Origin of the sequence: Enterococcus mundtii (assembly GCF_002813755.1) — a bacterium.
Lineage (GTDB): Bacteria > Bacillota > Bacilli > Lactobacillales > Enterococcaceae > Enterococcus_B > Enterococcus_B mundtii.
Genome location: NZ_CP018061.1, coordinates 211045 through 232500, shown reverse-complemented (window position 1 = coordinate 232500; position 21456 = coordinate 211045). Strand labels below are relative to the sequence as shown.

Genomic DNA, 21456 nt, shown 5'->3' with positions numbered 1-21456 from the left:
AACTCGCCGGTTCATTCTACAAAAGGCACGCCATCACCCATTAACGGGCTTTGACTTGTTGTAGGCACACGGTTTCAGGTTCTATTTCACTCCCCTTCCGGGGTGCTTTTCACCTTTCCCTCACGGTACTGGTTCACTATCGGTCACTAGGGAGTATTTAGCCTTGGGAGATGGTCCTCCCGGATTCCGACGGAATTCCTCGTGTTCCGCCGTACTCAGGATCCTCCTAGGTGCCTTCCAAATTTCATCTACGGGGCTTTCACCCTCTCTGACTGACTTTTCCAAGTCATTCGACTATCTGAAAGAACTACCATATTGGAGTCCTACAACCCCAATGAGCAAGCTCATTGGTTTGGGCTTTTCCCGTTTCGCTCGCCGCTACTCAGGGAATCGAATTTTCTTTCTCTTCCTGCAGGTACTTAGATGTTTCAGTTCTCTGCGTCTACCTCGTATACGCTATGTATTCACGTATACGTAACATCCTATAAAAGATGCTGGGTTCCCCCATTCGGAAATCTCTGGATCATAGCTTACGTACAGCTCCCCAAAGCATATCGGTGTTAGTCCCGTCCTTCATCGGCTCCTAGTGCCAAGGCATCCACCGTGCGCCCTTATTCACTTAACCTTGTCAACCTTACGGTTGGGTTTTGATCTTTCTTCTAGCGATAGAAGTCCAATCAAGAAAAATAAGCAATTGAACTTATTAAAAAACTCATTCAACGCGGTGTTCTCGGTTTGTATTACTTACATTTTTACTTCAATATCCAGTTTTCAATGAACAAGTATATAACAACATACGTTGTTAATGGAGCCTAGCGGGATCGAACCGCTGACCTCCTGCGTGCAAAGCAGGCGCTCTCCCAGCTGAGCTAAGGCCCCGGGTTAAATTTTGAGTAGACCTCTCAAAACTGAACAAAGTATCGACAAACGTGTGTAGTCTCCGTAATATTCCTTAGAAAGGAGGTGATCCAGCCGCACCTTCCGATACGGCTACCTTGTTACGACTTCACCCCAATCATCTATCCCACCTTAGGCGGCTGGCTCCAAAAAGGTTACCTCACCGACTTCGGGTGTTACAAACTCTCGTGGTGTGACGGGCGGTGTGTACAAGGCCCGGGAACGTATTCACCGCGGCGTGCTGATCCGCGATTACTAGCGATTCCGGCTTCATGTAGGCGAGTTGCAGCCTACAATCCGAACTGAGAGAAGCTTTAAGAGATTAGCTTAGCCTCGCGACTTCGCGACTCGTTGTACTTCCCATTGTAGCACGTGTGTAGCCCAGGTCATAAGGGGCATGATGATTTGACGTCATCCCCACCTTCCTCCGGTTTGTCACCGGCAGTCTTGCTAGAGTGCCCAACTAAATGATGGCAACTAACAATAAGGGTTGCGCTCGTTGCGGGACTTAACCCAACATCTCACGACACGAGCTGACGACAACCATGCACCACCTGTCACTTTGCCCCCGAAGGGGAAGCTCTATCTCTAGAGTGGTCAAAGGATGTCAAGACCTGGTAAGGTTCTTCGCGTTGCTTCGAATTAAACCACATGCTCCACCGCTTGTGCGGGCCCCCGTCAATTCCTTTGAGTTTCAACCTTGCGGTCGTACTCCCCAGGCGGAGTGCTTAATGCGTTAGCTGCAGCACTGAAGGGCGGAAACCCTCCAACACTTAGCACTCATCGTTTACGGCGTGGACTACCAGGGTATCTAATCCTGTTTGCTCCCCACGCTTTCGAGCCTCAGCGTCAGTTACAGACCAGAGAGCCGCCTTCGCCACTGGTGTTCCTCCATATATCTACGCATTTCACCGCTACACATGGAATTCCACTCTCCTCTTCTGCACTCAAGTCTCCCAGTTTCCAATGACCCTCCCCGGTTGAGCCGGGGGCTTTCACATCAGACTTAAGAAACCGCCTGCGCTCGCTTTACGCCCAATAAATCCGGACAACGCTTGCCACCTACGTATTACCGCGGCTGCTGGCACGTAGTTAGCCGTGGCTTTCTGGTTAGATACCGTCAAGGGGTGAACAGTTACTCTCACCCTTGTTCTTCTCTAACAACAGAGTTTTACGATCCGAAAACCTTCTTCACTCACGCGGCGTTGCTCGGTCAGACTTTCGTCCATTGCCGAAGATTCCCTACTGCTGCCTCCCGTAGGAGTTTGGGCCGTGTCTCAGTCCCAATGTGGCCGATCACCCTCTCAGGTCGGCTATGCATCGTGGCCTTGGTGAGCCGTTACCTCACCAACTAGCTAATGCACCGCGGGTCCATCCATCAGCGGCACCGTAAAGCGCCTTTCAAAACGAAACCATGCGGTTTCGATTGTTATACGGTATTAGCACCTGTTTCCAAGTGTTATCCCCTTCTGATGGGCAGGTTACCCACGTGTTACTCACCCGTTCGCCACTCCTCTTTTCCCGGTGGAGCAAGCTCCGGTGGGAAAAGAAGCGTTCGACTTGCATGTATTAGGCACGCCGCCAGCGTTCGTCCTGAGCCAGGATCAAACTCTCATAATAAAAGTTAGAACAATCTTTCGATTGTTAAGCTCAATTGTTTGCTAGCATATTGCTTGCTTGTTAAAAATGTTTGTTGTCTTGAATTGAATCAAGACGCCCTACACATTTGGTTTGTCTTACTTTGTTCAGTTTTCAAAGGTCTACGTGATAATTGAAACACAACTGCCTCAACTTATCGTTTGTGATTGCCGTAGCAACTTTTATATCTTAGCAAACTCTCGGATGATTGTCAACTATTTTTTAAAAGTTTTTTCAACTCGTTTTTCACGAGGTCGTTTTAGCAACTCACTTATAATAACTTGTTGTTTGTTATTTGTCAACAACTTTTTTTATCTCTTCTTTTGTAGAGACAACATTCCTTGATGAATTTCTCAAACAACACTAGTTATATTAACATGTGTTTTTCTATTCGTCAAGCATTATTTAAAGTTTTATTTACACTATTAAAATCAGTAATAAACAAAAAACAACAAAAAAAAATATACCATTTATTCTATTTAGTTGTCAATCACTATTTCTGATAAATCTATCTGGTATACTTTCAATTCTGATCCTCTTTATAGTAGAAATACGAAAAAGTCGAAATGTTTTATTTTGGAATATACGATTTGCCTCTTACACTTTTTGCTAGTTATCACTAGTTTCTTTACGAAAAATATGCAACGCGCCTTTGGTAATAAGCCAAAAAACCAGAGAACAGGTAAGTGAGATTTTGATTCTTTGGCTTGTTACTAAGGAAAAACCGATGATCCCAATTGCCTTTTTCAGTATGTAACACAATTGGATACAGTCTATTCATGTAAAATCAATTGCTCCATCAATCGTTGATCGTAGCCAACAAACAGCGCATCATCGATGATGATCAAAGGACGTCTTAAAAGATGACGTTGCGTTTTGCACAAAAATAGAAGTTGATCTTCCTGTTTTTTTGGAAGTCCAGCTTTAATTTTTTTGAATTCAAATGACCATGTAGTAAATAATTGTTCAATATCTGCATTTTCAAAACTACATAACTCTTTGACTTCTTTATTACTTAAAGCTCTACTTTCTAGATCAACAAATTGATAAGATAAGTTCTTTTTCTCTAACCATTGTATGGCTTTAACCGTTATGGTGCAATTCGTTGAACTATAGATTTTGATATTCACAACGTCTCCTCCTATTCTTACGAATACAAGACACTATGTTTCATATAAATCAAGTTTCTTGCGACACCTCGTATTTCTCTAGGAATAAATGCTCGTATTTCATCTTCATTGAATCCAATCAATACTCTTTTTTCATCAAGTAGAATCGGACGTCTAAGTAAAGATGGGTATTCTTTGAACAAGCGGATCATTTCTTTTAAGGATAAATCATTAAAATCGATCCCTAATTTCTCATAAACTTTTGAACGAGTAGAAATAATATCTTCGACTCCACCTTCTGTTGCGGCCAATATTTGTCGTATCTCATTTTCTGACAGAGGTTCTGCAAAGATATTCTTTTCTTCAAAATTAAGATGATTCGTTTGTAACCATGCTTTGGCCTTTCTGCAAGATGTACAGCTAGGCGAAGTGTATAGTTTTATCATTTTCTCACTCCTTTTTAATTGTAATCCCATTCTAAACGTAATATCAAAATAATGCCAGTCATACGCTATCCCCAAAATAAATAAAATTTGTTTTTGTTCATAAAATCGTTATTTAAACAATCAATTAAAGGTTATATTCTTTTTATAAACAACGGTTATTTAAAATTTACATAAATAATTATAGTTATTTATTTTTTTGAATAAAAAAGCAAAGCAAGTGTATTTTTACTCGCTTTGCTTTTCGTCATTTATTTGATTTTTTTACCTTTACAACCTGTTTCTTTAATAAAACGTGAAGGTTTTAATTTTCTTTTCCCTTTAAACTCAGGTACACATAAATAAAGACGATTCCTTGCTCTAGTCATTGCGACATAAAAAAGACGTCTCTCTTCCTCAATCGTCGTTAATGGTTCAATTTTCAACTCACTTTTCAGTCTTTTGTCTTTTGCTACCGCACCATTGTAAGGAATCATCCCTTCATTACAACCGATTAAAAAGACGTTACGATAACTTAAACCTTTGCTTTTATGAATACTCTGGATACATAAGGCATCTAGTTTCCCCTTACGATAAGCAATCAACCTTGTTTTCAGTTCTGCTGCAATTCCTTGGATCTCAAGATACAATTTTTTCAATTGCGGGATCGTTGGATATTGTCTGACAGTCTCCAGCAACCATTCTTTGTCACCTTGCTCGATTTCTTTATTCGGTCTTGGCAACCGACAATAGGCCTCAATCAGTGAAACACATGACCGCTTCGTTGGTTGATCAAATGTTTCTAGCGCGCTTACAAATGTCTTTAGTTCTTTTTCTCTAGCTTCTAAATTAGACCGCCGTTTTAAAATATAAGCGACAATATCTTGGTCACTGTTTTTATTAGAGAAAAATTGGTCACATTCATTTGTTTTCAGATAACAATTAATCATCAACTGTCGTAACAACTGCTGGTGTGCTTGCACTTTTATCGGTGTTGCCGCATCATACCAACCGATAAACTTTTGATAAAATTGATAAAAAAGCTTAATTCCATAGATTCCCGCATATTGGGTATCTGCTTCTAGTACAAATGGAATATCTGTTTGGATCAAACGTTGCACCAATGCTTGTGTTTGTGATAATGAGCGATATAAAATAATAGATTCTTTGTATTTTCCTTTGTCTTCTATAAAAGCATATACTTGCTGAATCAACCAGTCACTTTCCTCTTGTACCGTTTTAAATGATAATGCCTGTAATACGCCTGGTTCCTTTTGTGCTGGTACCATCGCTTTAGGTATGCGATCCTCTTTATTGTACGTGATCAATCGATTAGCTCCTTGAACGATCGACGCTCGCGAACGATAATTGGTCAATAGAAAGAGTGTTTTTGTTGGATATTCTTTTTCAAACTGTTTGATATAATCAGGTTCTGATCCTCTAAAGCCATAGATACTTTGATCATCATCTCCAACGATGATCAACTTGATTGGCGAGTCTTTCGTAATCAACTGAACGATTGCCCATTGCAAAGGATTCGTGTCTTGAAACTCGTCGATAAACAAGTAATCGTATTTTTGACCTACATATCTTCTGACATTTACATGAGAGAGGGCATTTTTCAAATTTTGTAGAACATCATTGAATTCAAAAAGTCGTTGCTTTTGTTTTTCTTCATATAGTTCAGTCATTAATTGATCCATACGCTCAGAGATAGGTTGACGTGGGTCTTTTTCAATGGAATCAAATCTCTTTTTGATCAATTGGATGATCTCCTGTTGGGAGAGATTCATGTTTTGCCAATAATCCAATCGGTTAGCAATCGTTTTCTCACCATACTGATCGAAAGAATATAGTTGATATTTTTTTATTAGTTTCTGCAGTAAAAGATTTACTTTATATGGTGTGTCTTTAGAAAACTCACCTTGAATCCCTTCGGCAGAAAGATCCGGAAACTGCCGTTTGATATCACTGTACAGACGATAAAAAATACTATGAAAAGTTCCGATCGTTACATTCGTTTTTCTTTGACTAAAATTATCCACCCGTTTTTTCAATTCATTGGCAGCATTTCGAGTAAAGGTAATCATTAAGATCCTTTGCTCTTCTACTTGTTCTTCATTCATCAGATATACAGCTTTCGCACATATCGTTTGTGTTTTTCCACTTCCTGCACCTGCAATGATTCGTAAGTGTTTGCTCATATCATAAGTGATTGCTGCTTTTTGTTCATTATTGAATCGATTATAAGAACGCTTCTCAATATGTTCAAAAAATGATTCATTTGGCTGTTCTTCCTCATGTTGTTCTTCTACCAACCCTGGTGCTTCCCCATATGCAGCTTCATAACTAGCAATTATTTCTTCTTGCATTCGAAAAATTTGTTGGAGCTTTTTATATTTTCTTTCCCAATGGCTGATTTCTCTTTGCAATCGAAGAATTTCTTTCTCATTTTCTTGATTGATCATCTTCCCCATCTTTCTTTTATTTATTTTCTACTCCATTTATTTTCTTTATACTACCAGACCTTTACAAAAAATAAAATGGGGCTTCACCCTTTTACGATCGTGGTCTTAGGAAGAAACAAAAGAAACTCTACTATCAACTGATGTATTTGATGAGTTCCTAAAACTACATGAGAACCCCAAAAAAGCAAAACCCACTTTTCCTTTACCTTTCAAAGGAAAAATAGCCAGTCAAATCCAAAAATGATTTTCCATCATTCAAGATTTGACTGGCTATTTATCAAAATACTATTTTTCATTCATGAACAGTTACTATTAGTAGCTGTACTCTTTCACTGCACTTGACTTACGAACGACTAATTGCCAGTGTAAATTGTGTGCAGTTTCATTGTCTTCATCTGCGCAATTGAGAACACGAACCATCAAACTATTCTCATAGATTTTTTCAATTTCTGCTTCAATTGGAGAACAAAATAAATCTGATACAAATGCGTACGTTTTACCGACTTCAAATAGATTTTCATTTTCCATGCTATTTCCTCCATTATGTTGTGCATACGGCACAACTTCTTTTGATAAAATTTCGAATCTGTTACCTTTATTGACAAACCCACCTTCTTAAAGGCTTGCATTTTAACATAGAAACTACCTTGTTGTTGATATCAGAAGGCAACAACAAAAGGGGAAGGGGAGTTGCTGCCTTCTATTAAGAAGTTGGTAAAACAAAAATATAAGAACGTGTCACTTACATTTATCTTCGCAACCTCTACTAATTTTTAACATAAATTTTTAAACATAACACAGAAATATCATAAAAAGTTCTTTTGGCATCAAAACTGTTAAATAATCTCACTCTTTTTTGGTATAATCGTACGTTTAGTTGAAAATTTAAAGATGATTTGATAGTTTTACAGGAAATTTTTTAATTATTTAGAGATAAACATGTCTTTTATTTTTTACATAAGAAAAAGCTTTTCATTCTTATATAACAAATATGTTACAAAATTCACTTAGTTAACGATTTTGATGTCAAAACGTCCTTTTATGAATCGAAAAACTTTTTTTATGTCTTTTCGCTTATTATAGTATTCGGAGGTACGTATAGAGATGAAAAATAAAGTGGTAAATCGAATATTGGCAATATTATTCAACGGAAAACAAGATGAAGAAGATATGACTTACATCCAAGTGAAGTTTGCTCTGGAAGTTTTGCTGAACAATCTTGGAAAACTTGCTGTCGTTTTTGTATTTTCTTTATTGACAGGCACGTGGGCAGAAACAGGAATGACTTTCCTTTCATATATCTGTATTCGCAGATATGCTTACGGTCTCCATTCCGATTCTGAATTTGTTTGCTTACTTTGGACTTTGCTTTATTTGTGGGGGGTTCCCTTAGTAATGAAACATTATCAATTGACTTTCTCTTTCCCTATGATGGTCCTTTTGTTAATTGTTTGTTTTTTCCTTTTGCTTCGCTATGGATCAAGAGGCACAGCCCTTAACCCAATTGCACCAGAGAAACGCCCACCCCTACTAAAAAAAGCAATTTTCATGTATCTTTTATTTGCAGTACTCACATTATTTTTCTCTGCTTCTTACTTTTCTACCTATTTACTACTTGGGATTATTTTAGAAATAGCTACGTTGCTTCCAGTTACAAATTACATGATGAATATTGGAGGAATTTTTTATGAAAAAAACAATCGTTAAACAATTAACTAACCTTTCTGATTTCTTTGTATCTGGCTGCTGCTTCGGTATGAGCTCAGAATTTAAAATACCTGAAAAATTAAAAAAATAATAATATAAATATGCTATAATTTGGGAAAACGCAATGGGAGCTGTGCTTTATGTTTTTGTGGTCCATAGCCTTGCAATATCTGATTTACACAAGTTCTATCTTAATCATCAATTCCCAAATTAAAAATAAATACCTATTTTCTACGTTTAGTCTCTTGGCAGCAGCCCTGTTGGGAATACTTTACCCGATTTTAGGTATTTTTTCTGCACTTGTCGCAATTGCCATGTTGAGTCTACTTTTCTTTTTCTTTTCATCCTCGCGCCAACATATGATCTACGCATTACCTTTGGGATTATTAGCTTCCATTTTAGGCGATCATTTGACGAGCGTTGCGGATTTTTTAGTATTGGAATCTGCTGTCATTGAACCTGGAGATGCATTACAATATTTCCATATAACTGTATCAGCGATTTTATCTTTATTATTTGCGTATGGATTCAAAAAGTTTTTAGATAATTGGTCCGCTAGTGTTGACCGTCGAATGATTGGTACAATCGGTTCATTGGTTTTACTTACCTACTATATCATTATTTTTTATACACGATTTTCTGGTGAAACGCCAAAAGTACTAGCATTAAATACGAGCTTTTTTATCCTTTATCTGTGTGTCGGCCTAATTATCTTGATTTACTATTGGAAAATATCAAATAAAAAGATGGCAGATCAATTATTGGAACAACGCATCCAATTACAGCAAGATTACATTAGAGATCTAGAAAAAAATTATCAAGAGCTTAGAGAGTTTAAACACGATTATCAAAATCTGTTGTTTTCTTTGAATAGTTATATTTCTGAAGGCGATCTTGAGGGCTTACAAAAATATTATAACCAAACGATTTTACCTACACGTGAAATGATGAATCTCTTCCCAGCAAATCTTAGCTTACTAGACAAAATGAAGGTACCTGAAATAAGAAGTCTATTCTCTTTAAAATTAATGATGGCACAAGAAAAAGGTATCTCTGTCCAATTGACCGTTCCAGATGAAATCGTCATTGGTAAAAAATATACGATCAATTTGGTAAGAATGCTTGGTATTATTCTTGATAATGCAATCGAAGGTGCAACAGTAACCAAAAAGAAAAAAATCGAAGTACTGATCATCAAGAAAAAACAGTCGTTGATGATACGTGTCATCAACACTACTACGAATACGTTTCCATTGAGTAAGTTAAAACAAAAAGGCTTCTCGACGAAAACAAATCCCAAAAATGAAGGATTAGGTTTATTTATTCTTGATGAGTTAACAAAAACGAATCCTTATCTTTTTCTTGAAACATCGATTGAGAATCAGCGATTTTCACAAACAATCCATATACAATTAAAGGAGTAATTTTATGATTCCCATTTACATTTGTGAAGACGATCCGAAACAACTGGAAGTCATCTCTACAGTAATCAAGAATCGGATCATGATTGAAAATTTGGATAGTTATGTCCATATTGCAACTTCTGATCCTATTGAACTCCTCAATGCAGCAAGGATACGTACGTCTTCTTTTGGTATTTATTTTTTGGATATCGAACTGAAAGACAGTGAATTAGATGGCATTGCCATTGGAAAACGAGTACGTGACTTGGACTCGCTTGGAAAAATCATTTATGTTACTTCACACACCGATCTTTCCATGACGATTTTGAAAAGCAACATTGAGCCGACTGATTATATCATCAAAGAAGATATTTTTGATCTTAAAGAAAATGTTGAACGTATCTTAAGTAAAATATTCGAAGATTTCCAAACTGCGCCATTACAAAAGGATATTTTTAGAATTGAATTCAATGATGAAATCAAATTTTTACCTATTCGAGATATCCAATACTTTTCTACTGCTCAAGGTACTCCTCATAAACTGGAGGTCCATTTGACACATGCCCAAATGCAGTTTTACGAGAAGATAAAAGATATCGAAAAGAAAAGTCAACACTTTATCCGCTGTCACAAATCTTATGTCATCAATACCCAAAATGTCCAAACAATCAATAAGAAAACACGAGAAGTGACTCTATCCAACGGGGAAGTGATCCCTGTTTCGATTCGTGGGCTAAAGAAGTTGATTTCTTGAAAGACAATAAAATAAATAATTTCTTTTTAATAAAGAAACGAAGAATGAATGAAAAAGTCGTAAAATCCTCTTTTCCATTCATTCTTCGTTTTTTAGTATCGTTTAATGCGCGATCATTTCTTGCGCGATTTCTTTTCCAGTCATTTCTTCCGGATAGAAAGTTGGCCAATTGTCCATTTCTTCTAGTAAAGCTTCTTGGCTTTCATTTCCTAGATAGATATGGAAATGGTCTGATTTGGTAGGCGCAATCGAGTGGTCACTGAATTGTACATACTTGAACGCACCAGAATCAGGATCTTCTGCTTCAAACAAGAAACGGACACCGCGATTACCTGCTGAATAGTTCAAGATTTCTTTACCAGCATAACGGTATTTCGATTCTTTAACTTCGCCATCCTTGAAAGTAAAGATCATCGTATCATCTTTGATCTCAATTTTTTCGACATCTGTTTTGTAGCCTATTTCATAGTATTCACGATACTCTTCAGCTGTCATATCTGGATTTGTTTTGGCTTTATATTCAAATACTTGATCAAACGTTCCATCTGCCATATACGTATCGACAGTTTGCCAGATACCATTCCAATCTGATAACGGGCGATCTTGGACCTCTGAATCTTCAAAATAACCATTATAAACTGTTTTTTCTTTTTCAGGTTTCAATGTATCTTCTAATGGATTTTCAGTATCCGTAGTTTTTTGGAGCGCTTTTAAGTTTGCTTCCATGATTGAAATGTACGTTTCACCGTTATCCATTTGCTCTTTTGTCAATCCTTCTAAAGGATTCAATACTGCTAACGATATGCCTGCTTCAGTAGCTAAAGTACGAGCGATACTGTCTTTGGCATTCTCTTCAAAATAGATATATTCAATCCCATGGTCTTCAACAAATTCTTTTAACTCGGCAATTCTTGCAGCAGAAGGTTCTTCACTTGAAGAAAGACCGGCAATTGGTACTTGATTAAGACCATATTCTAGAGCTAAATAATTGAACGCAGCGTGTTGGGTCACAAATGATTTTTGTTTTGCTTGACCTAATGTTTCTTTAAAAGTGTTGTGTAGCGTTTCTAATTCTTCTAAATAAGAGGCAGCATTTTCAGTGAATGCTTCTTCTTTTTCAGGATATGCCTCAATCAATTGGTCACGAATCGTTTCTACTTGCTTCATCGCTAGATTAGGAGCTAACCAAACATGTGGATCTAATTCATGTGAATGACCGTTGTCTCCGTGATCGTGATCATGGTCGTGGTCATCCGCATGATCATCGTGATCATGGTCTTCATGATCGTGGTCTTCATCGTCATGATCGTGGTGATGGCAATGACCATCCCCAGGCAATAACAACATTCCTTCTGTTGCTTTGATTGGAAGTACATCGCCTTCTTTTAAAGTATGTTCAATTGCTAGAACCCAAGTTTCCATATTTTCATCATTATAAACAAAAACATCAGCATTTTGGATTTTTGCCATATCTCTTGCAGAAGGTTCGTAGTCATGTGAATCTGTTCCAGCTGGAATCAATAATTCAACATTTCCCTCCTCACCAACTACTTGCTTCGTAAATTCGTACATTGGATAAAATGTCGTCATTACATTCAAGTTTTCATCATTTTGTGCATTTGTATTTGTTGCAGTATCTCCTGTGCCACAACTTGCAAGGATCCCTGTCAACAGTAATCCTCCTACCACCTTGATCCAACGTTTCATTTTATTCGCTCCTTCTCATCTTCTTTCTCTATTTGATTACGATTAATAAATGCAAATCGTAATAGTTACGTTTTAGCAACAGGAATTAATTTAGCATAGAATCAAACCAACCGTCAAGCATTATTACTAAATTTATTTTATTATCGAAATTCGATTGATTTTTCAACTGTATCATTTTCTTTTTATACCCGTTTCAGATTATAATAACTTGGAGTAGGACAAGGTTGTGTAAGAAGCGTTTTGACCTGAGCAGTAAGATGGAAAATCAGAAATAGCTTTCCATATTTTTTGATTTTTCATCTTACTGTTGAAGGTCAGCTTTTCGAACACCGTTTATTAGGTTGTGAGAAAGATGTTCAGCTCCAAGTAGTAAGACAGAATTTGAGAAAATAGCTTCTCATATTTTTCACCGTTTGGCTGACTATTAAAAAGGCTTCATTCGATCTCAATAGTTGCTTCGTGAGAATAGCCCAACCCAAAAATCAACTACTTATTTCAAGAGAAAGGAGAACTATCGTGGAAAAAAAACCGAAAGAATCTTCCCGACTGATTCGTTTTTTAGGAGGGAAAACTTCGTATTACGTTCTAGGATTACTTGTGATGATCGCGTTGGTCATTTACTTTTTCCAAAAGATTGCTTTTATATTCAAACCACTGGTTGTCATTTTTATCACGACTTTACCACCAGTCCTTTTTGCTTTGGTCTTATATTATTTATTAGAACCTTTGATCAAACGTCTCAGCAAGAAACTCTCACGTAATCTGTCAGTCATTTTAGTTTTTGTTATTATTTTATTGCTGATTGGCTTAGGAGGTGTCTGGCTATTTCCGTTTTTAGAACAGCAAGCAACCACATTGATTCAACAACTACCTGACCTATTCCAAGATTTCCAACAAACGTTGAAGGACTTTTTAGCACAGACACCATTTTCTGACTCGTTCAATCAATTCTTTGCATCGATTGATGATTTCACCGATAACTTTACTTCATTCATCGGTAACTATTGGCAGAGCGGTGCTGAAAGTCTAGGAAATCTATTCTCAGCGGTCACAACGACCTTTATCACTTTATTTACTGGTCCGATCATTGCCTTTTTCCTTTTAAAAGATCCGCACAATTTTTATCAATCGGTCTTAGGTATCGTTCCACCAAAATTTCGCACAGATTTTCGGACTTTGACTAAAATTGCGAACCAACAATTAGGTGCTTTCTTAAAAGGACAAATCATCGCTTCTTTCATTCTAGGCGCCGTTTACTGGGTAACTTTCTTATTGATTGGCTTAGAATTTGCAAGTATTCTGGCTATCGCTGCTGGTTTATTATGTATTATTCCTTATATCGGTCCATTCATCGCTTTCTTTCCGGGACTATTCATTGCTTTTCAAGATTCGACTTTCATGGCTGTAAAATTTGTGATCGTCTGGTTCGTTGTCCAGTTGCTTCACGGAGATCTTGTGGTCCCTCGTGTGATGGGTGATCGGTTACAGATCCACCCCATCACGATTTTGATTGTCTTATTAGTCATGGGAGATCTTCTAGGAATCATGGGCGTCATTTTTGGTATTCCGATCTATACATTGATCAAACTACTCGTTGTTTTTCTCTTTAGAAAATTCAAACAGCGTTACAATAAGTTTTATGGGGATCAAGGAGTTTATCAAAAAGCTGATTTTTCAGAGAAGGATTACTTTAAGTAACAAAAAAGGATAGGCGTGAGACATGAGTCCACTCCTATCTTAAAAAAACTATACGGTATTCATCGAGCAACATTTCAGAGATAAGCAAATCCCATAAATAAGCAGCAAAAGCTATTCATGCTTTTGCTGCTTATTTTTCAAACTATTCGTTTGTCACAGTCTCTACTTTCCTTGCACTAATAGTGCGACTGCTTGATAAGGCTGTAACTTCATTTCTTTTTCAACTGTCGTTGGGTAGTTACTGATCAATACTTCCGCACCTACAAATTCTTCCGGTAATTCCACCGACGTTTCTTTCGCGTAAAAATTGGTCAGAACTAATAATTTTTGATGATCGGTTTGTCTAAGATAACCATAGACTTGTGGATGCTCAGGTGCATAGGCTTTGTAGTCACCATTAGCAATCACTGGATATGTTTTTCTTAGTTGGATCAGTCTTTGGTAATAGGCAAAAATCGACTGTTCTTGCTTTTGCTCGTTTGCTACATTAATTGTTTGGTGCTTCGATGCTAAAGGTAACCAAGGTGTCCCTGACGTGAAGCCAGCTTGTGGTTCATCTGTCCACTGCATCGGTGTGCGTGAGTTATCTCGTGACTTTGCTTTAATTCGTCGAAAGGCTTCTTCTGGCGTGAATCCTTGTTCTTGTAACAGGTTATATGCGTTTAAGCTTTCAATGTCCCGGTAGTCAGAAATCGAATCGAAGTCAGGATCGATCATCCCGATTTCTTCTCCCATATAGATATACGGAGTACCTCGATTTAAATGGATCATCGTGGCCAACATCTCTGCCCCTTGTTTACGGTACTGTTCGACATCGACAAAACGATTTAAGGCACGTGGTTGGTCATGGTTATTCAAAAATAGTGCATTCCAGCCATTTCCTGCGCTCATTTCTTCTCCCCAAGTATGGAACAAACGCTTTAACTCTTCAAAATCAAATGGCGGAGTTGTCCATTTATTGCCATTTTCATAATCGACTTTCAAATGGTGGAAATTAAATACCATTGACAATTCATTTCGTTCAGGTGACGTATATAAAAGACAGTTTTCGATAGTCGTTGAACTCATTTCTCCTACCGTTATGATTTCAGGGTCTTGGCCAAACGTTTCTTTATTTAAGCGTTGTAAATACGTATGAGTAATTGGTTTATCTGTGTACTCGGCTTTCCCTTCATTTTCCGCGTTGTTTTTTAGTTCCTCGTCTTTTCCGATCACGTTGATTACATCAAAACGGAACCCTTTGACACCTTTATCCATCCAAAAACGAACAACTTTGAATAATTCTTGTTGGACTGCTTCATTACGCCAATTCAAATCAGCTTGCGTTTTATCATACAAGTGTAAATAGTACTTCCCTGTTTCGCCGAATGGCGCCCAAGCGTTCCCACCGAATTTTGATACCCAATCTGTTGGTTCATCTCTTAAAATAAAGAAATCTTGATAATACTTATCTCCAGCTAATGCTTTTTGGAACCATTCATGTTCAATAGAGACATGGTTCAATACCATATCTAGCATGATGTCGATCTGATATTTTTTTGCTTCAGCGACTAGCTCTTCAAAATCAGCCATCGTACCGAATAATGGATCGATTGCTTGATAATCAGAGATATCATACCCATTGTCTTTTTGCGGGCTTGGGTAAAAGGGGTTCAACCAAATCATGTCAATGCCCAATTCATTTAAATAAGGTAATTTTTCTTTGACTCCTGGTAAATCACCAATCCCATCACCATTCGTGTCACGATATGACTTGGGATAAATCTGATAAATCACTTTTTCTGTAAACGCCATAAGCCTGTACCTCCAGCTGTTTTTTAACTTATATATACAAGTTGATAATCCAATTATATATGAAACGTAAGCGTTTGTAAATCAATGACGCTAGGAAATGTGTGCCATCATTTTCCCAGCAAATATTTTACGTTAAATCGATCATTCACGCCGCGCTCAATTCATTTAACTATTTATTTTTTTACAAATTCCTTTTTCAAGAAAATAAATTCTTTTAGTTATGTTATATTTAAGTATAGGGTCGTGATATAAATCAGCTTGTAGCATCTAAAATCGATTGAACAGTCTTCAAGTAACATGCTTTTTTCATACATACCCTAAACGATAAAAAGCCAAAAAGCGGAGGATCTCTACTATGACTTTTTTAAAACGTTCCAAATTATTTGCAACACTTGTTTTACTTAGCTTGACAGGAATCACTATTTTTATTTTTTCTAAGATCACTTTTATTTTCAGGCCACTCGAAGCGATCATGGCAAGTATCTTCTTGCCAATCTTGATTTCAGTTTTCGTATTTTATATTTTTCTTCCAATATACAATCAACTCCTCAAATATATAAAATCAAGAACGCTTGCGGTCACACTGATGATGCTACTGATTTTGTTAACTGTGTATTTGACCGTACAAGTGATTTTACCGATCATTATTTTGGAAATCAGTAAATTTATCGGTCAGGTTCCTCAAATTCTTTATGTTTTGGCAGAGAATCTAGATGGTTCCTTATTAGAAGAACGCTTGCTCCCATTTATTGATACACTGGAATTGAACCAATTGACACGTTTTGTTTTACAATTTGTTTCAGGTGCCACTTCAAGTTTAGTCAATGTATTCGAAATCGTTTCGCGCTCTGCGATCATTCTCTTTACGATTCCACTCTTACTGATTTATATGTTCAAAGATGGCGACAGGATTCCAGCTATATTGACACGCTACACGCCTAAGAAATTCCATCAGTTAGTCAGAGATTGGTGCCATGATTTCCATTTAGCAGCTTCGACCTATATTAGTGGCAAGCTTTTAGTCTGCACGTATGTAGGTGTGGGGAGTTATCTTGTTTTTAAAGTATTAGGCTTGCCAAATGCGTTATTACTTGCCTTGATTTGTGGATTGATGGATATCATTCCTTATTTTGGTCCGTTTATTGGTGCTGCACCGGCTTTACTGTACGCATTAAGTCAAGACGTTAAAACAGCCTTACTCTTAGTAGCTTTCATCACCTTGATTCAATTTGGTGAATCTTACTTGGTGTCTCCGCTAGTGATGAATAAGATGATTCATATCCATCCAATTGCGACTGTTTTTCTTTTACTTGTCGCTGGGAACTTGTTTGGCTTATTAGGAATGATCCTCGTATTGCCGACGTATACGATCATTCGGGAGATGATCCGTAGCTTTATTCGCTTTAAGAACACTACTGATACAGCTAATTCAACTCATCCAACTGAATAATCCTAGGGATAAACGGGGAAATTTACCGTTTATCCTTTTTTTGCTTTGCCCCGAGGCTCTCTTTATCTATTCTCCTCTATTTTTCAACAAAAAAACCGTTTATTGCGATCTTCTTTTTCAAGAATAAGCAATAAACGGATCAGAACTATCGTTTGATCTATTCTGTTGGTTCATCGATGAAACGTTGGACCTTCATCTTCAACTGATATTTTTTTCGTAATTCAGCAATCTCCACCATCATCTCTGATTTGTGGTGACGATCGATTGCTTCTTGATTTGTCCAGCGATCCACCAATAAGATCGATTCAGCATCTTCTAAAGGAATAAAATACTCATAACGTTCATTTCCTTCTTGCGCACGAATGCGTTCGACGATTCCTCGCTCTGTCATTTCTTGGGCAAATGCTTTTGCATTGCCTTCTTTACCGCTATATAGGATATTCACAGTAATACTCATCTTAGTCCCCCCACTCGTTATTCATTTGATTTCAATGCATCGATCATATCAATATGCTTCAATTTGAAATGAGTGACGATCATCACGATCACCGTGAATAGAATCGTCAAAGCAGCGGATAGTGTATAAGCAACCCAGGTAATAACTAACGGGAAAATCACTGATTCCATTGAAGCTTGGCGTAAGATAAAGTCGGTCAGCACATAACCGATCCCAAATCCTCCAAAAATCCCTAATAAAGTAAAGATGATATTTTCTCGAACGATGTACATCGTGACTTCTTTATCAAAAAAGCCTAATACTTTGATCGTAGAAAGTTCACGTACTCGTTCAGAGATATTGATATTCGTTAAATTGTATAAAACGATAAACGCCAATAAACCAGATAGAACGACGAAAATGATGACCACTGCATCTAAATTTGAAAGAGATTCTTCTTGGTTCTTGATCTGTGTCGAAATAAAAGAGGTATTAGTAACCGCCCCCGTTTTCAATAATTCTTCTGAGAGTGTATCCTCTTCTTCTTTCGACATCTTTTCTGTTTTGAGTAGATACGCATTGGTTGTCATTGGCTGTCCAGAAATCTCTTCATAGTACGTTGGACTCATATAGACAAAATTACCCAAATAATTTTGCAAAATGACTGCCACCGTTCCATGTAATTTTTGTTGATCGTCATCATACATTTCCACCGTATCACCGACAGATAAATCGAATAATTCGGCCGCTTTACGTGTAATCGCAAGCCCATGATCTGGTAGTTCTACCGATTGATCGTCCGTTGTTTTCAGATGGATGAACGTTTCTAATGCTTGTTCATTTTCTGGTACCATCAATGTCAAACTTTGTGATGCTTGGCCTTTTTTACGTAGTTCAATCGTTTGCGAATCAACCGCTAAACGATCAGTGATCTTCGCTTGATCATCCATTGCATCATTAATTTCTTTTTGACTCGTTTCATCAGTTTGATTGGTCGTTACGATCGCTTGATAATCAATGATTGGTCCAAACTGTTTGGCAGAAACCGAGCTAAGCGAATCCTTTAGCCCAACTCCTGCGACCATCAATCCTGCACAACCGGCAATTCCGATGATTGCCATGAACATCCGTGATTTATAACGGAAAAGATTACGATAACTGATTTTTTGGTTGAAGCTTAAACGTGACCAAAGAGGAGTAATGTATTCTAAAAGAATTCTTTTCCCTGGTTTCGGTGCTTTAGGCTGTAACAAAGCAGCTGGTCGTTCGCGTAGATCTTTGAATAGAACTAACATCGCTGCACCAAAAGCAGCAATGAAGAACGCAATAGCTGCTTGGATGATTGGTGGCCAATCATAGAAAATCACCGCACTGCCAATATCATAACGTTCGTTTGAAAGCTCAAAAATGATCCGTGGCAAAAGATTGGTTCCTAATATCGTTCCTAAAATGATTCCGATACCTGAAGCGAGACAAGCATAAATGGCATATTTTTTGGCAATCTCCAATTTACTGTATCCTAAGGCTTTCAATGTACCGATTTCTCGTCTATTTTCTTCTACCATCCGTGTCATCGTGGTAAAAGTGATCAATGCTGCAATAAAGAAGAAAAAGACTGGAAAGACATTTGCGATGGCTGCGATGCGTTCAGCTAGATCGCCAAATTCCTGAAAGCCGACATTTTCCGATCGTTCTTGGAAAAGATAAGTTGGCTTGGCTAATTCATTGATTTTTTCTTCATTCTCCGCAATAGACGCTTCGGCCTCTGTTAGCTCCGCTTCTTTTGTTGTCAATTGTGCTTCTTGTTCTGATAATTGACTTTCTTGTTCCGCTAAAGCACTCAATGCCGGTGTTCGCTGCGGTTCAGGTAACTGCTCCAAGACTTGACGTTGTTGATCAATCTGCGTTCTCGCTGCTTCTAATTGACTTTTCGCATCAGCCACTTGTGATTTTCCGGCTGCGATTTCTTGTTTTGCAGGGGCTAAAGCATCCTTGCCCTCTTGCTTCAGCTGTTCTAAACGTTGCTGCGGTCGCTCTTCAAACAACCCTTCCAGCTTTTCGATGTTTTTTTCCATCTCTTCTTGGTATTCTTCACTGTACGTATTTAAATCGTCGACATTTGCAAAGTCGAGATATAATACGGATTGGATATCTGTTTTAAAATTATCTTGTGGGACATAGGCAAAGTAATCAATACTCCCGTTCCCTACATTTGCAAAACCTCGTTCTAAATTATTGATGAATAACGGCGAGCGGACAAAACCTGTAATCTTGTACGCCGTCTCTTTCAAGTCATCTGATTCAATCGTGTAGGTGTCACCGATGCTGTATCCTTGATTTTTTGCCTTCTCATCTAGTACAAGTTCATCATCCGATTGTGGCAAGCGACCATCGATCACCGTCAACTGATTTTGTTTCATATCTGGAGCGTAAGAGAATACTTGGACAACTTCATTTTTATTGGCATTCGCGTAATATAGTTGTTTGCCCGTTTCAACGGTTACATCTGAGAGTTTTTCTGCTTCTGCAACATCTTCTTTCGTCAATCCTGCTGTCGAAACGATCTGTAGATCAGAGAGTTTACCTGCCCTGACATATTCATCCATCGTTTTTTGCATCACAGGACCAGCTGTCTTGACGCCTACATATAAGAGCGTGCCGAGTAAAATGATCAATATAATCGCGATAAAGCGGCCTTTTGATTGGCGTATTTCACGAAATCCTGCTTTGAGGTAAGTTCTATTTTTCATGGCAAACCTCCTTACCAAACAAGTTCATCGATAGATGAAGGCTGTTCATTCAATTCGACTGCACGGACTTTTGCATCGTTGATATGGATTACTCGGTCAGCGATTGGTGCTAAAGCCGAGTTATGTGTAATGATCAAAACGGTATTGCCATGTTCACGACTAGCATTTTGCAACAATTTCAATACTTGTTTTCCTGTTTCAAAATCCAATGCGCCAGTTGGTTCATCACAAAGTAATAATTTTGGGTTTTTCGCAAGCGCTCGTGCAATCGACACACGTTGTTGTTCGCCCCCTGATAATTGTGATGGGAAATTATTCAACCGGTGCGCAAGCCCAACTTGTGTCAAAACTTCTACAGGATCTAACGCATTTGGCGAAACTTCTGTTGCCAATTCAACATTTTCTTTTGCAGTTAAGTTAGGAACAAGATTATAAAATTGAAAAACAAAGCCAACATCTGTCCGGCGATAAGCCGTTAATTGTTTGTCATTGAATTGAGCAATATCTGTTTCATCAATAATGATCTGTCCCTCATCCGGTGTATCCATCCCACCTAAAATATTCAATACCGTTGATTTCCCTGCTCCACTAGGCCCAAGAATAATCACTAATTCTCCTTTTTCAATGGAGAATGAAATATCGTCATTCGCTGTAATCGTTGTTTCGCCCATCTGGTAACGCTTAAATTCATTTTTTACTTCTACATATTTCATAAAACTTCCACCTTCATTCTCCCGTTTATTTATCTATTTGGTAAATCTCTTATATTTTAACACTGAAATGAAAGGTTGTGAAAAAAACCTTTTCAAAAGAGGTCGTGAAAGGCACGTTCAGCACAGTGGCATAAGAAAGAAAAATAGAAAATGGTTCTTTCATTTTTTATTTTTTGTCTTATGTCCGAAGTGCTGTTCCTTGAACACCGTTTACAAGAGGTCGTGAAAGGCGCGTTCAGCACAGAGGTATAAGAAAGAAAAATAGAAAATGGTTCTTTCATTTTTTATTTTTTGTCTTATGTCCGAAGTGTTGCGCCTTGAACACCGTTTACAAGAGGTCGTGAGAGAAGCGATTAGTACTGAGTAATAAGAGTGGAAAAGCTAAAATGGCTTTTTCATTTTTTGATTTTTTTGGCTTATTTTATTATTGAAGTTTTACTTCTGGAATACCTTTTATTCGGTTCTAGGGTGTGCAAGATGACGAATATCACAGAATCATCATTTACTTCT

At 37.7% G+C, this 21456-nt stretch carries 14 protein-coding genes, 1 tRNA gene and 2 rRNA genes (1 of these 17 only partly in view); 5 read left to right on the top strand and 12 right to left on the bottom strand.

Going from position 1 to position 21456, the window contains the following annotated elements; translation table 11 throughout:
- The 7 genes from EM4838_RS01105 to EM4838_RS01075 form a co-directional block, all read right to left on the bottom strand.
- Window positions 1-625, bottom strand: a 23S ribosomal RNA gene (locus tag EM4838_RS01105) (it extends 2290 nt beyond the left edge of the window).
- A 181-nt stretch (window positions 626-806) separates the two neighbouring features.
- Window positions 807-879, bottom strand: a tRNA-Ala gene (locus tag EM4838_RS01100).
- 77 nt (window positions 880-956) lie between these two features.
- Window positions 957-2517 (bottom strand): 16S ribosomal RNA (locus tag EM4838_RS01095).
- Together the 16S and 23S rRNA genes with 1 tRNA gene alongside form the textbook arrangement of a ribosomal RNA operon.
- Before the next feature lie 791 nt (window positions 2518-3308).
- Window positions 3309-3665: an ArsC/Spx/MgsR family protein gene (locus tag EM4838_RS01090; RefSeq protein WP_019724105.1), complete on the bottom strand. Its 357-nt coding sequence runs from the start codon at window positions 3663-3665 to the stop codon at window positions 3309-3311.
- A gap of 17 nt (window positions 3666-3682) precedes the next feature.
- Entirely contained in the window at window positions 3683-4090 is a 408-nt protein-coding gene (gene spx / locus EM4838_RS01085) for a transcriptional regulator Spx (RefSeq protein WP_010736342.1), read from the bottom strand.
- A 248-nt stretch (window positions 4091-4338) separates the two neighbouring features.
- Window positions 4339-6543 carry an ATP-dependent helicase gene (locus EM4838_RS01080; protein WP_071866603.1) on the bottom strand — a complete coding sequence of 735 codons (2205 nt, stop codon included), beginning with the start codon at window positions 6541-6543 and terminating at the stop codon, window positions 4339-4341.
- 303 nt (window positions 6544-6846) lie between these two features.
- Window positions 6847-7062 (bottom strand): hypothetical protein, encoded by a 216-nt coding sequence (locus tag EM4838_RS01075; RefSeq protein ID WP_010736344.1) that lies wholly within the window; start codon window positions 7060-7062, stop codon window positions 6847-6849.
- Between the two features lie 576 nt (window positions 7063-7638).
- Between EM4838_RS01075 and EM4838_RS01070 the strand changes: the two genes are divergently transcribed.
- From EM4838_RS01070 to EM4838_RS01060, 3 genes are all read left to right on the top strand, one after another.
- The gene (locus EM4838_RS01070; protein ID WP_010736345.1) at window positions 7639-8241 is read left to right on the top strand and encodes an accessory gene regulator B family protein; all 603 of its coding nucleotides are present in this window, start codon (window positions 7639-7641) and stop codon (window positions 8239-8241) included.
- Window positions 8242-8381: 140 nt separating this feature from the next.
- A complete protein-coding gene (locus EM4838_RS01065) occupies window positions 8382-9665 on the top strand; it encodes a sensor histidine kinase (protein ID WP_019723361.1) in 1284 nt (427 codons plus the stop codon).
- 4 nt (window positions 9666-9669) lie between these two features.
- Window positions 9670-10398, top strand: a complete 729-nt coding sequence (locus tag EM4838_RS01060) for a LytR/AlgR family response regulator transcription factor (RefSeq protein ID WP_010736348.1) — start codon at window positions 9670-9672, stop codon at window positions 10396-10398.
- 102 nt (window positions 10399-10500) lie between these two features.
- On the opposite strand, the gene EM4838_RS01055 is transcribed toward EM4838_RS01060, so the two are convergent.
- Window positions 10501-12105 (bottom strand): zinc ABC transporter substrate-binding protein AdcA, encoded by a 1605-nt coding sequence (locus EM4838_RS01055; RefSeq protein WP_071866602.1) that lies wholly within the window; start codon window positions 12103-12105, stop codon window positions 10501-10503.
- 516 nt (window positions 12106-12621) lie between these two features.
- Here EM4838_RS01055 and EM4838_RS01050 point away from each other — a divergent pair.
- On the top strand, window positions 12622-13803 hold the full coding sequence (locus EM4838_RS01050; protein ID WP_010736350.1) for an AI-2E family transporter: 1182 nt from the start codon (window positions 12622-12624) through the stop codon (window positions 13801-13803).
- 162 nt (window positions 13804-13965) lie between these two features.
- Here EM4838_RS01050 and treC read toward each other — a convergent pair whose 3' ends face one another.
- The gene (gene treC / locus EM4838_RS01045; RefSeq protein ID WP_023519084.1) at window positions 13966-15597 is read right to left on the bottom strand and encodes an alpha,alpha-phosphotrehalase; all 1632 of its coding nucleotides are present in this window, start codon (window positions 15595-15597) and stop codon (window positions 13966-13968) included.
- A 355-nt stretch (window positions 15598-15952) separates the two neighbouring features.
- On the opposite strand from treC, the gene EM4838_RS01040 reads away from it, so the two are divergent.
- Entirely contained in the window at window positions 15953-17047 is a 1095-nt protein-coding gene (locus tag EM4838_RS01040) for an AI-2E family transporter (RefSeq protein WP_019723357.1), read from the top strand.
- Window positions 17048-17204: 157 nt separating this feature from the next.
- Here the strand turns inward: EM4838_RS01040 and EM4838_RS01035 are convergent, their stop codons facing one another.
- The 3 genes from EM4838_RS01035 to EM4838_RS01025 are packed head-to-tail and all read right to left on the bottom strand — an operon-like array spanning window position 17205 to window position 20946.
- Window positions 17205-17504: an antibiotic biosynthesis monooxygenase family protein gene (locus EM4838_RS01035; RefSeq protein WP_010736353.1), complete on the bottom strand. Its 300-nt coding sequence runs from the start codon at window positions 17502-17504 to the stop codon at window positions 17205-17207.
- A gap of 17 nt (window positions 17505-17521) precedes the next feature.
- On the bottom strand, window positions 17522-20233 hold the full coding sequence (locus tag EM4838_RS01030; protein WP_010736354.1) for an ABC transporter permease: 2712 nt from the start codon (window positions 20231-20233) through the stop codon (window positions 17522-17524).
- Window positions 20234-20244: 11 nt separating this feature from the next.
- Complete coding sequence (locus EM4838_RS01025) at window positions 20245-20946, bottom strand: ABC transporter ATP-binding protein (RefSeq protein WP_010736355.1); 702 nt, start codon at window positions 20944-20946, stop codon at window positions 20245-20247.
- Window positions 20947-21456: the final 510 nt, after the last annotated feature.